The organism is Photobacterium indicum (genome assembly GCF_003026215.1).
Classification (GTDB): domain Bacteria; phylum Pseudomonadota; class Gammaproteobacteria; order Enterobacterales; family Vibrionaceae; genus Photobacterium; species Photobacterium indicum.
Genome location: NZ_PYOC01000015.1, coordinates 42,034 through 53,881 on the forward strand (window position 1 = coordinate 42,034; position 11,848 = coordinate 53,881).

The 11,848-nt window shown below is 42.8% G+C and carries 13 protein-coding genes; all 13 read right to left on the reverse strand.

The window, feature by feature from the left end:
- Window positions 1-178: 178 nt before the first annotated feature.
- The gene (locus C9J47_RS24020) at window positions 179-1,072 is read right to left on the reverse strand and encodes a ParB/RepB/Spo0J family partition protein (RefSeq protein WP_211321789.1); all 894 of its coding nucleotides are present in this window, start codon (window positions 1,070-1,072) and stop codon (window positions 179-181) included.
- A 9-nt stretch (window positions 1,073-1,081) separates the two neighbouring features.
- Window positions 1,082-1,876, reverse strand: coding sequence for a ParA family protein (locus C9J47_RS24025; protein WP_011220105.1), 795 nt, complete (start codon window positions 1,874-1,876; stop codon window positions 1,082-1,084).
- 16 nt (window positions 1,877-1,892) lie between these two features.
- Window positions 1,893-2,513 (reverse strand): 16S rRNA (guanine(527)-N(7))-methyltransferase RsmG, encoded by a 621-nt coding sequence (gene rsmG, locus C9J47_RS24030; RefSeq protein WP_107255754.1) that lies wholly within the window; start codon window positions 2,511-2,513, stop codon window positions 1,893-1,895.
- A 9-nt stretch (window positions 2,514-2,522) separates the two neighbouring features.
- Window positions 2,523-4,412 (reverse strand): tRNA uridine-5-carboxymethylaminomethyl(34) synthesis enzyme MnmG, encoded by a 1,890-nt coding sequence (mnmG, locus tag C9J47_RS24035; protein ID WP_107255755.1) that lies wholly within the window; start codon window positions 4,410-4,412, stop codon window positions 2,523-2,525.
- Window positions 4,413-4,833: 421 nt separating this feature from the next.
- Window positions 4,834-5,286 carry an FMN-binding protein MioC gene (gene mioC / locus C9J47_RS24040; RefSeq protein ID WP_107255756.1) on the reverse strand — a complete coding sequence of 151 codons (453 nt, stop codon included), beginning with the start codon at window positions 5,284-5,286 and terminating at the stop codon, window positions 4,834-4,836.
- Between the two features lie 154 nt (window positions 5,287-5,440).
- Window positions 5,441-6,808: a tRNA uridine-5-carboxymethylaminomethyl(34) synthesis GTPase MnmE gene (mnmE, locus tag C9J47_RS24045; protein WP_107255757.1), complete on the reverse strand. Its 1,368-nt coding sequence runs from the start codon at window positions 6,806-6,808 to the stop codon at window positions 5,441-5,443.
- A 184-nt stretch (window positions 6,809-6,992) separates the two neighbouring features.
- Window positions 6,993-8,609 (reverse strand): membrane protein insertase YidC, encoded by a 1,617-nt coding sequence (yidC, locus tag C9J47_RS24050; protein ID WP_107255758.1) that lies wholly within the window; start codon window positions 8,607-8,609, stop codon window positions 6,993-6,995.
- A gap of 2 nt (window positions 8,610-8,611) precedes the next feature.
- Window positions 8,612-8,869, reverse strand: coding sequence for a membrane protein insertion efficiency factor YidD (yidD, locus tag C9J47_RS24055; RefSeq protein ID WP_006233352.1), 258 nt, complete (start codon window positions 8,867-8,869; stop codon window positions 8,612-8,614).
- Window positions 8,836-9,192 carry a ribonuclease P protein component gene (rnpA, locus tag C9J47_RS24060; protein ID WP_107243619.1) on the reverse strand — a complete coding sequence of 119 codons (357 nt, stop codon included), beginning with the start codon at window positions 9,190-9,192 and terminating at the stop codon, window positions 8,836-8,838. Before rnpA ends, yidD begins: the two co-directional genes overlap by 34 nt.
- Window positions 9,193-9,204: 12 nt before the next feature.
- On the reverse strand, window positions 9,205-9,339 hold the full coding sequence (rpmH, locus tag C9J47_RS24065) for a 50S ribosomal protein L34 (RefSeq protein ID WP_006233350.1): 135 nt from the start codon (window positions 9,337-9,339) through the stop codon (window positions 9,205-9,207).
- 152 nt (window positions 9,340-9,491) lie between these two features.
- Entirely contained in the window at window positions 9,492-10,262 is a 771-nt protein-coding gene (locus C9J47_RS24070) for an amino acid ABC transporter ATP-binding protein (protein WP_107255759.1), read from the reverse strand.
- Window positions 10,259-10,930 (reverse strand): amino acid ABC transporter permease, encoded by a 672-nt coding sequence (locus C9J47_RS24075; RefSeq protein WP_107256291.1) that lies wholly within the window; start codon window positions 10,928-10,930, stop codon window positions 10,259-10,261. Before C9J47_RS24075 ends, C9J47_RS24070 begins: the two co-directional genes overlap by 4 nt.
- A gap of 107 nt (window positions 10,931-11,037) precedes the next feature.
- Window positions 11,038-11,793 carry an amino acid ABC transporter substrate-binding protein gene (locus C9J47_RS24080; RefSeq protein WP_107255760.1) on the reverse strand — a complete coding sequence of 252 codons (756 nt, stop codon included), beginning with the start codon at window positions 11,791-11,793 and terminating at the stop codon, window positions 11,038-11,040.
- Window positions 11,794-11,848 lie beyond the last annotated feature (55 nt).

The following is an 11,848-nucleotide window of genomic DNA, read 5'->3' on the forward strand; positions in this document are numbered from 1 at the left end:
GTATTCGTTCCTCGAGTCCATTCCACTACACAATCGTCGTGCTGGGAAAACTGCGAAAATTATACGGCTCATTAGATTGAATGCAATCTAATAGCAGCAAAAAAAAGAGTAAGATTTTACAACACAATAACTTGATCACGTCGTTGTAAAATTTGCAACAAAATATGCACATTACCGATCACAGTTCCTGACCAAAGATTGCAATAAGTTGCTTAAATTTGTGCGCTTCATCAAAACTGATAACAATCTTGCCTTTACCATTTTTTTGGTGGTTAATTGCTACCTGCGTTCCCAATCGTTCACTTAAACTATTTTCTAGTGCTTTAACCTCTAAATTCTCAGCAGGTTTAACACGTTCGCTAACAGGGTTAAGCAGTTTTTTGACTAACTTTTCAGTGTCACGCACATTCAGCATTTTAGCCACAACGGTTTCTGCAGCTTCTAACTGCATATTAGCGTCCAAGCTAAGCAGAGCACGTGCATGGCCCATATCAAGTTGACGACGTTCAAGCATACGCTTTACGGGGGCTTCTAACTGATTTAAACGCAGTAAGTTAGACACAGCAGCACGAGACTTACCCACCGCTTCCGCGATTTGCTGATGAGTCAGAGAAAACTCACTCTGTAAACGTTCTAATGCCTGCGCTTCTTCAATTGAATTAAGATCTTCACGTTGAATATTCTCAATCAATGCAATCGCAATCACTGCGCGGTCATTAACATCCTTAATAATACAAGGGATACTCTGAAGCCCAGCTTGACGAGCAGCTCGCCAACGTCGCTCACCAGCGATAATTTCATATTGTTGAGATGCCAACTTTCGCACCACAACAGGCTGAATAATACCTTGCGCACGAATAGAATCACTTAACTCAGCAAGTGCTTCCTCCGACATTTCTTTACGCGGTTGGTATTGGCCAGGCTGGAGCAGATGAATCGATAATTCTCTTAACGCACCATCTGCTGATAATGATTGTGCTTTTTCTGCACTTTGCTGCTTTGCTTGCGCCACAGAACTTGTTGCTAGCAATGCATCAAGGCCTTTTCCTAGGCCTCGTTTACTCATGTTCATGATCAACCCTTATGCGTTGATAGCATCGGCGCTATGTGCCAGTTCGTCACGGCGAATCATTTCACCGGCTAAGGCTAAATAGGCTTTTGCACCACTTGAATATTTATCGTAATACATTGCAGGGCGACCATGGCTCGGTGCTTCAGCAAGACGTACATTACGCGGAATAACAGTACGATACACTTTATCACCAAAATGCTTCTTAAGCTGTTGAGAGACTTCGTTTGATAGCCTATTTCGAGGATCAAACATTGTCCTTAACAAACCTTCAATTTTAAGATCTGCATTCACAACGGCAGTCAATTTGCTGATGGTATCCATCAATGCCGTTAAACCTTCCAGCGCAAAATATTCGCATTGCATAGGCACTAAAACGGAATCAGCAGCAGTCATAGCGTTGATTGTAAGAAGATTAAGGGCGGGAGGGCAATCAATAAATATGAAATCATAGTTATCACGAACTACCTCTAAAGCATTACGTAAACGAACTTCACGTGCAAATACTTCCATCAACTTAATTTCTGCTGCCGTAACATCCCCATTGGCAGCTATCAAATGATAGCCCCCAGTGGTATCTGTAATGACTACATCGTTAAACGGGGTTTCTTCGACTAAAAGCTCATATGCCGTTGCATCCACTTGGTATTTATCAACGCCGCTCGCCATCGTTGCGTTACCTTGCGGATCTAAATCTATAACTAAGACTTTTCGTTGCGTTGCCGCTAATGAAGCCGCTAAATTAACGCAAGTCGTGGTTTTACCCACGCCTCCTTTCTGATTTGCTATAGCAATGACTTTTCCCACGAAAAAACCTCATCCTTTATTCTTTTGCAGTCAAGATTACTAAATGACGCTCCCCTTCTAACTCAGGGATTTGCAAAGATTTGACTTCAGTCACAGAACACCACTCAGGTAACTCTGCCACTTCCTGTTCACTAAATTGACCCTTTAAAGCCAGAAAATGTCCATTTTCCGCTGGTAAATGGTGACACCAAGATACCATATCATTCATTGATGCAAATGCACGGCTGATCACTCCATCAAAACCTTGCTCTGGTTGGAATTCTTCAACACGGCTTTGCACTGGGGTTACATTGGTAATCTTCAGCTCATGAACAACTTGTTTGATAAAACGAATGCGCTTACCCAAGCTATCAAGCAGCGTAAAGTTTTTCTCTGGACACATAATCGCTAACGGAATCCCCGGTAAACCAGGCCCCGTACCAACATCAATGAAGTTCTCCCCCTGAAGGTGAGCACTTACCACAATACTATCCATGATATGTTTCACTAACATCTCATTAGGATCGCGCACTGATGTTAGATTGTACGCTTTATTCCATTTATGCAGCAGTTCTACATAACCGACAAGCTGTTGAACTTGTTGTTCTGTGACTTGCAATTCAGTTTGTGCGATTAACTGCACTAAACGTTGTTTCATTGATAATTCCTATTCGCCTTTTTTCAGCATACCGTGCTTTTTCAAGTAGACCAGCAGCAAAGAGATTGCAGCAGGGGTAATACCTGAAATACGAGAAGCCATACCAATTGTTTCTGGTTTCGCATCGTTTAATTTAACAATGACTTCATTTGATAAGCCTTTAACAAGGCTGTATTCCAAATCGAATGGTAATTTTGTGGTTTCATGACGCAGTGACTTTTCAACTTCGTCTTTCTGACGATCAATGTAACCCTGATATTTCACCTGAGTTTCAACTTGCTCGCTGGCTTGTGTATCAATATGAGCAGGTGAAAAGTCTTCAAGTTGCGTTAATAATTTATACGTTATCTCAGGGCGACGTAAAAGATCTTCGCCATTAGCTTCTCGTGCAATCGGTGTTTTAAGGATCTTATTGATTTCATCAACATGATCCGAGTTTGGGTTGATCCAAATATCTTTTAAACGCTGACGTTCTTGTTCGATATTCTCAACTTTTTGATTAAATCGAGCCCAACGATCATCATCCACTAAACCAAATTCACGACCAATTTCAGTCAAACGTAAATCAGCATTGTCTTCACGCAGCAACAAACGGTATTCCGCGCGAGATGTAAACATACGGTACGGTTCTTTGGTACCCATGGTAGACAAGTCATCAATCAATACGCCCATGTAGGCCTGATCACGACGAGGACACCAACCTTCTTTGCCTTGTGACTGAAGGGCAGCATTCATGCCAGCAAGTAAACCTTGTGCAGCCGCTTCTTCGTAGCCGGTTGTACCATTTATTTGACCAGCAAAGAATAAACCGTCGATAAACTTAGTTTCAAATGTTTGCTTTAAATCACGAGGATCAAAGAAATCATATTCAATCGCATAACCAGGACGCATGATGGCAGCATTTTCAAAACCATCCATTGAACGGACAATTTGTATCTGAACATCAAACGGTAAACTGGTTGAAATACCGTTTGGATATAATTCGTGAGTCGTTAACCCTTCTGGTTCAATGAAGATTTGATGACTATTTTTGTCAGCAAAACGCATGACTTTATCTTCAATTGACGGGCAGTAACGCGGGCCGATACCTTCAATCACCCCAGAATACATTGGGCTACGATCTAGATTATTGCGAATAACATCGTGCGTTTTTTCGTTTGTGTAGGTGATATAACATGGGATCTGACGTGGATGATCCGACGTTTTGCCCATAAACGAAAAAGTCGGGATTGGATTATCACCGTGTTGCGCTTGAAGACGGCTAAAGTCGACCGTTCTAGCATCAATCCGTGGTGGCGTACCTGTTTTTAAACGATCAACGCGGAAAGGTAACTCACGCAGACGTGATGCCAATGCGATCGAAGGTGGATCACCTGCACGACCGCCGCTGTAATTTTCCAATCCAATGTGGATCTTACCACCAAGGAATGTACCCACGGTTAATACAACCGACGTAGCCCGAAATTTTAATCCCATTTCAGTAACAACACCGATAACACGATCATTCTCAACGATCAAATCATCAACAGCTTGTTGAAAAAGCATTAAATTTGGTTGATTTTCAAGTGCTTCACGTACAGCTGCTTTGTAAAGTGCACGGTCTGCTTGTGCACGAGTGGCACGAACAGCTGGACCTTTTGACGAATTTAACGTTCTAAATTGGATCCCGCCTTTGTCGGTGGCTTTGGCCATCAAACCGCCAAGGGCATCCACTTCTTTAACCAGGTGTCCTTTCCCGATCCCGCCAATTGCTGGGTTACAAGACATTTGACCTAACGTGTCGATGTTATGTGTCAAAAGTAAGGTTTTTTGTCCCATTCTGGCTGCGGCTAATGCAGCTTCAGTGCCGGCATGACCCCCACCAACAACGATGACATCAAAATTTTCCTGGTAAAACATGAAACTACCTCAGGTAATCAAAGAGCCTGTGAGTTACTACGAGCAAAAGGGGGATTATTCTATCCTTTTTCTGATGAAGAAAGAATCTTTAGTGAAGATCATTTGATCAGCAAAAAGTGGTTTGCTTATTATATATAAGATCTTATTTAGAGATCTTCTATTAGATCTATTATTAGGATCGCCCGATCGTGTGGATAACCGATAAATGATCCTAATGATCATAGTGTTACTGTAGATCATTAGTTGTGGAGTAGCTTTGATCATCATAAGGATTAGCTGGGATCAAAATAGCTACTTATGCACAGGGGTAGAGTGGGGATAAAGTTATTCAATGGATAACTATGGGTTGATCACCGTTTAGATCTATAGTTATCCACAGAAAATAGTTTCAAATTAGCCTAAATATTGGGTAGTTTTGAAGCTAATTTTTACTACAAAGGTGTTTTTTCCACTCAACGAACCAACTTTCAGCGGCATCTTCAGGCACAGAGTGTTGTGAAATATCGACGTCTAATCGCTCACCAAGCTTCATTGCATGGAGAGAATTAAGTAAATTATCGATGTTAATTCCCGCTGCGCAGAACGTATCGTAGCTACTATCACCCAAGCCTATTACGCCATATTTCAGGGCTGATAAATCTGGTTTTTGCGCTGTGAGCTGACTAATAAAGGGCTGAATATTGTCTGGGAAATCACCCGCACCATGGGTTGAACAGACGAATAACCAGATTGAATTGGTATTGAGTTCACTTAAATTAGCGTGATTAATGACTTCAGTACTATGGCCATCTTGCTCTAATAGCTCTGATAAATGGTCAGCGACGTACTCAGCGCCACCTAAGGTGCTGCCTGTGATTAAGGTTATATTGCTCATACTGTCCTCAGTATTGGAGATAATGACCTTGATTGTACTGTTTAGTGAGGGAGATAAAAGAGACTAAATGTAGGGAATTGAGAGAATAAACGTATGGAGAAAAGCATCCACAGGGCAATAAATACCCTATGGATATGATCAGAGCATGATCGAATTACTTACCGATACAGAAAGAAGTAAAGATCCTTCCTAGAAGATCATCAGAGGTGAACTCACCGGTGATCTCACTTAAATGTTGCTGAGCAAGACGAAGTTCTTCTGCCAGTATTTCGCCAGCCATAAAACCTTCTAGCTGTTCTTTACCTATTTCTAAGTGCTGAGCGGCTTGTTCCAGTGCTTCGAGGTGACGACGACGTGCCATAAAGCCCCCTTCAGTTGTACCTGAGAAGCCCATACATTCTTTTAAATGTTCACGTAGGCTATCAATGCCTTCACCTGTACGGGCTGATAGACGAACAAGAGTAGGGTTGTTGACATGGCAAATCCCTGCATCTTCACCCGTTAATTCCACTTTATTGCGAATAACGGTTAAGCCCATGCTTTCTGGTAGGCGTTCAATAAAATCTGGCCAGATATCTTTCGGATCGGTGTCGTTGGTTGTGGTGCCATCAACCATGAACAATACGCGATCTGCTTGTTGAATTTCTTCCCAAGCTCGTTCAATACCAATGCGTTCCACTTCATCAGATGCTTCCCGTAAACCGGCGGTATCGATGATGTGCAATGGCATACCATCGATGTGGATGTGTTCACGTAGCACATCACGTGTAGTGCCGGCAATATCGGTAACAATCGCGGAATCTTTGCCTGATAATGCATTTAGCAAGCTCGACTTACCTGCATTAGGGCGACCAGCAATAACCACCTTCATCCCTTCGCGAATAATTGAACCTTGGTTCGCTTCACGGCGTACAGCTTCAAGATTATCGATGATGCCGTGTAAGTCATTACTCACTTTTCCATCTGATAAGAAATCGATTTCTTCTTCTGGAAAGTCGATCGCAGCTTCAACATAAATACGTAGATGAATAACGGCTTCCACCAATTCATTCACTTTGGTTGAAAATGCTCCTTGAAGAGATTTGAAGGCACTTTTAGCCGCTTCTTCTGAACTGGCATCAATTAAGTCTGCAATAGCCTCTGCTTGGGTTAAATCAAGCTTATCGTTCATGAAGGCGCGTTCAGAGAACTCACCTGGGCGTGCAGGGCGAATGCCATCAAGCTTTAGGATACGACGAATCATCATATCCATTAGTACAGGGCCGCCATGCCCTTGTAATTCAAGAACGTCTTCACCTGTGAAGGAGTTAGGACCTTTAAAAAAGAGTGCGATGCCCTGATCCAGAGCGCTGCCATCTTCATTTTTAAAAGGGAGATATTCGGCGTAACGAGTTTTTAATTCACGACCAGCAACAGCAAGAGCAACCTCTTTAGCCTTTGGACCTGAAACGCGAATGATGCCTACACCACCTCGACCAGGAGGTGTAGCTTGAGCAACGATGGTATCAGTATGTTCGTTCATATCTTTGGCTTAGCTTAAAAAATTCGCAGCAATTGTAAACAGAGTCGGTAGGAAAGCCCAGTAATTGCTGACTCACCGCATAATGGCAATAGCTTTGAATATAGATGGAAAGAGGGGATTATGACTAATGGCCCAATAAAAAAGGCGACCCTTAGGCCGCCTTTCGATAACTTAGCTGGTCATGCTACTTGCTGTGTAGACCTTTCTTTTCCAGAGAACGATAAATTAACGTTTGCTGGAGCAAGGTAACTACGTTCGATACTAACCAGTATAGAACGAGACCGGATGGGAAAAATAGGAAGAAGAATGTGAACATAACAGGCATAAATGTCATGATCTTCTGCTGCATAGGATCCGTTACAGTTGTCGGGCTCATTTTCTGAATCATGAACATCGACACACCCATTAGCAATGGCAGGATGTAGTACGGGTCTTGTGCTGACAAGTCGTGAATCCAACCGAAGAATGGTGAGTGACGCAGTTCAACTGATTCCATCAGTGACCAGTACAATGCAATGAAAATTGGCATCTGCAATACAATTGGAAGACAGCCACCCAGTGGGTTCACTTTCTCTTTTTTGTACAGTTCCATCATTTCTTGGCTCATGCGCTGGCGGTCATCGCCTAGACGCTCACGCATTGCAGTCAGCTTAGGCTGAAGCATGCGCATTTTAGCCATTGAGGTGTACTGCGCTTTAGTTAGCGGGTACATCGCACCACGAACGATGAAAGTAAGCATCATAATCGCGATACCCCAGTTACCTACGATGCCTTGGATGAACGACAGTAGTTTATGTAACGGGCTTGCGATAAACCATAACCAACCGTAATCAACCGTTAGGTTTAGGTTCGCTGCAGTTGCTTCCATTTCTTTTTGTAGCTTAGGGCCAACCCAAAGTGTTGCTGTAAGGGTTTGCTCTGTGCCAGCGGCAATTGTTGTGGTTGGAAGACGCACGCCGATGTAACCCAGGCCATTGCTAGCACGAGTAAATAGGTTTGATGCTTCTTCTGAACGTGGAATCCAAGCCGATACGAAGTAGTGTTGTAGCATTGCTGCCCAGCCGTTCGTCGTTGTCATGTTCAGGCTTTTATCCTGCATGTCATCGAAGCTGTACTTCTTATAGTTAGTTGTATCAGTTGAATATGCGCCACCACGGTACGTCGGCATCGTAAGGCTACCACCATCGTCCATCAGGTTCTGACGAAGCTGCGCATACATTTGTACACTTGCTGCAGAAGCAGATTGGTTATCAATGGTGTATTCAACATCAACAGCGTAGCTGCCGCGTTTAAGTACGAATGTTTTGGTGTATGTAATGCCATCTTTTACGTATGTCATTGGTACACGTAGTTCGTCTTGGCCATCAGCCAGCGTAAAATCTTTTGCTGTTACAGCTAATTGTGCACGACCGTTAGCCGAATCAATACCATTAGCACCGATTAGACCTGATTGTGCGATGTAGCTGAGACCTGGTTCGTCCTTAAGAAGAATGAATGGGTCAGCTGAATCTAATTCGTTATCGTAAGCTAATAACTTAGCTTCAGTAACATCACCACCTAGCGTATCGACAGAAAGAGCCAGTACATCGGTATTGATAGTGATTAAGTCTTTAGATGTTGTTTCTTGATCAGGAATTGGTTGACCATCACCTGAATGTGAAGGGACATCACCACTATTGTTAACTTGTTGCTCTGTACCCTGGCCTTGCGGCTGTGGGCTGTTGTCCATATTCCACTGTTGGAACAGTAGGAAAGAGACAAACAGTAGGGCAATTAACAGAATATTGCGTTGGGAATCCATCGTTAATTATCTCTGTCGTTATGCTTGGTTGGCGGAACGGGGTCAAAACCACCGTTGTTTAAAGGGTGACATCTTAATAGACGTTTCGCCGCGAACCAACAACCTTTTACGACTCCATGCATTTTTATTGCTTCAATAGCATATTGAGAACATGTAGGAGTAAAACGACAACGCGGTCCAAGTAGCGGACTTATTATCAGTTGGTAAAGGCGGACCAGCCGGATGGCTAGCCACGCGAAGGGCGAGACAGGCGATGCCATAATTTATCCAACAACTTAAATAACTCTTCGTTGCTCAACTCACTGGCACTTTTCTTTGCAATCACGACGAAATCGTTTGCTGGCAAATCATGTTGCTTTAAGCGGAAACTTTCTCGAACAATACGTTTGAAACGGTTTCTACCTGGGGCAGTTTTAATTTGTTTTTTGGGAACAGCAAGACCAAGACGAGGATGATTGAGGTCGTTAGGACGGGCTAGAATAGTTAAATGAGGAGAGCCAGCACGATGAGCTTGCTGGAAGACTTTTTTATAATGCTCGGGAGTTAACAAACGTAACTCCCGAGAGAAGGCTAGCTTATTCAAAATAATCAGAGATTATTTAGAAAGGCGCTTACGGCCTTTTGCACGACGTGCATTGATTGTTGCGCGACCGTTCTTAGTTGCCATGCGAGCACGAAAGCCGTGGCTGCGCTTGCGCTTTAGAACTGAAGGTTGAAAAGTGCGTTTCATTGGTATTACCTTAAATTAACTGATCAGTTTTTAAGTTTGTTATTTAGTTTCGGATATAAAAATATCCTCGACCTCTAACAAAGAGGCGGAATTGTAATCACTGACTGCCAAAGAGTCAATAATTATGCCCATATTGTCGTATGGGCGGTGAATTATACTTTTTGTGAGCCAGAGCGCAAGGATCCTTCGTTGATCCCGACCTGATTTAAGAACTTTTTTAATCTTAGATCGTTTGGAGTGGTGAAGATCTGCTCTGGTTTGCCTTGTTCGACGAATTCACCATCGGCCATAAAGATCACTCTATCAGCAACTTCGCGTGCAAATTGCATTTCGTGAGTAACCACTAACATGGTTTGATGACGGGTTGCTAATTTTTTCATTAATGTAAGTACTTCACCGACCCATTCAGGGTCTAAAGCGGATGTCGGCTCATCAAATAGCAATAGTTCGGCTTCTAATGCCATTGCGCGTCCGATCCCCACTCGTTGCTGCTGACCACCAGAAAGTGCTGCCGGAAAGGCATCTCCTTTATCACCAAGCCCAATATCATCAAGAATTTGCTGAGCTCGTTGGTAGGCTTCGTCTTTTTTCCAGCCTTTTACGGTGATTAAGCCTTCTGCCACGTTTTGCCGCGCCGTTAAATGAGCAAATAACGCATAATTTTGAAAAACAAAGCCTGTTTTACGTCGTAACGCTAAAATATCGTTCTTTTTGGCTTGAGTTGTATCAACCGTCACGTCATCAATGGTGATTTTTCCTTGATTAGCGGTCTCTAAAAAATTAATACAGCGCAATAACGTGGATTTTCCGGTGCCTGAAGGGCCAATCACCACCACAATTTCACCCTTGGTGATCGTTAAATCCAGATCTGAAAAGACAGTGCTATCGCCAAAGCGTTTGGTGAGTTTTTTTATATCAATCATCGTACATACGCCTTGTTGAGTTTTGCTTCAGCCCAGTTTTGTACTTGCGTTAGTACAAGCACTAATCCCCAATAAATAAAGGCAACAGCCAAAAATGCTTCAAAAAATTTAAAGCTGGAAGACGCTTCCATTTGTGCTTTTGCCATAATTTCAGCGACCCCAAGCGTGAAGGCGAGTGAGGTTGATTTAATCATGTCGATAAAATAATTCATTAAAGACGGTAAAGCGATGCGAGTGGCTTGCGGTAAAATAATACGACGCATTGCCTGCATTTCGGTCATGCCAATGGCAAGGCTTGCTTCCCGTTGGCTGCGATCTACCCCAATTATGGCCGCTCGAATGCTCTCTGCCATATAGGCAGCAAAGTGTAAGCTCAATCCGATAACTGATGCACTGAAAGCATCCAAACCAATAAATATAGGAAAGACTTGAGGCAAGCCGTAATAAAGCAGGAACAATTGCACAAGCAAGGGGGTTCCGCGAAAGAAACTGATGTAAAGTTGGCTCAGTTGGTTTAATACTGGCAGTTTATAAACTCGTACTAATGCCAGTGTTATCGAGATAATTAGTGCAAATCCGAGTCCCCATACTGCCATCGATAGTGTTGTACCAAGGTACTTCATCAAGATTGGCATCAGAGAGAGCATATAGTTGAAATCGAAACCCATGATGGCTACTTGTCCGTTGATTGTAGATGTTGTCAGAGACACAAAGACTCACCATTGGTGAGCCTTGTTTTGAGGTAAAATGTATCGAAGCTTAACTTCTTTATATTTTACTTGGTGATATCAGTATCAAACCATTTAATTGAAATGTCAGCCAATGTGCCATCTTCACGCATTGCGTTTAGCGCGGTATTGACTTCATTACGTAGCTTCTCGCCTTTTTCATCTTTCAAAAAAGGCCACGCATTTTCAATTGTCTCAAATGGTTGTCCTGCTAATTCTAGTGGTAAATTCGCTTTTTTGATCAATTCAATTGAAGAAAGGCGATCCATTACAAATGCATCGGTGCGGCCTAAAGCGACGTCGTGCTCGATACCCGCATCGTAGGTTTTGATGTTGATTTGCGCGGCATTATCAAGTTGACGTAATAGTTGCTCGTAATTAGAACCTAAGTTAACCCCGACGGTTTTATCTGCAAGATCAGCTGTCGATTTAATCTCGGTATTACCTTTACGTACTACCAGTTGTGCGCCATCGATAACATAAGGTTCAGCAAAAAAGAATTTAGCTTGGCGTTCGGGTGTAATGGTGATTTGGTTTGAAATGGTATCAATACGGCCTGTTTCTAGTAAGCCAAATAAACCAGAGAAGCTGGCGGTAACGTACTCAACGTTATAATCGTTACGTTTGCCGATTTCATCCCATAAATCGACTTCAAAACCTTGAAGTTGATCCATTTTTACAAAAGTGAAAGGGAAATAGCGTCCTGACATACCAACTTTCACATCTGTTGCCGCCATTACTGTTTGGCTTGCTGCTAAAGTTAGTGCTACCGCTGTAAATGTTGTCTTTATCCAGCTTTTCATCCTGCTTACTCCATGTATGGCTTACATCATTATCTATTTCTGCCATCCTACTTGG

Excerpts from the sequence above, each read along its gene's own strand:
- C9J47_RS24020 (WP_211321789.1), bottom strand. The coding sequence starts at position 1,072 with ATGAACATGAGTAAACGAGGCCTAGGAAAAGGCCTTGATGCATTGCTA.
- rsmG (WP_107255754.1), bottom strand. The coding sequence starts at position 2,513 with ATGAAACAACGTTTAGTGCAGTTAATCGCACAAACTGAATTGCAAGTC.
- mnmG (WP_107255755.1), bottom strand. The coding sequence starts at position 4,412 with ATGTTTTACCAGGAAAATTTTGATGTCATCGTTGTTGGTGGGGGTCAT.
- mioC (WP_107255756.1), bottom strand. The coding sequence starts at position 5,286 with ATGAGCAATATAACCTTAATCACAGGCAGCACCTTAGGTGGCGCTGAG.
- mnmE (WP_107255757.1), bottom strand. The coding sequence starts at position 6,808 with ATGAACGAACATACTGATACCATCGTTGCTCAAGCTACACCTCCTGGT.
- yidC (WP_107255758.1), bottom strand. The coding sequence starts at position 8,609 with ATGGATTCCCAACGCAATATTCTGTTAATTGCCCTACTGTTTGTCTCT.
- yidD (WP_006233352.1), bottom strand. The coding sequence starts at position 8,869 with ATGGCATCGCCTGTCTCGCCCTTCGCGTGGCTAGCCATCCGGCTGGTC.
- rpmH (WP_006233350.1), bottom strand. The coding sequence starts at position 9,339 with ATGAAACGCACTTTTCAACCTTCAGTTCTAAAGCGCAAGCGCAGCCAC.
- C9J47_RS24070 (WP_107255759.1), bottom strand. The coding sequence starts at position 10,262 with ATGATTGATATAAAAAAACTCACCAAACGCTTTGGCGATAGCACTGTC.
- C9J47_RS24075 (WP_107256291.1), bottom strand. The coding sequence starts at position 10,930 with ATGGGTTTCGATTTCAACTATATGCTCTCTCTGATGCCAATCTTGATG.
- C9J47_RS24080 (WP_107255760.1), bottom strand. The coding sequence starts at position 11,793 with ATGAAAAGCTGGATAAAGACAACATTTACAGCGGTAGCACTAACTTTA.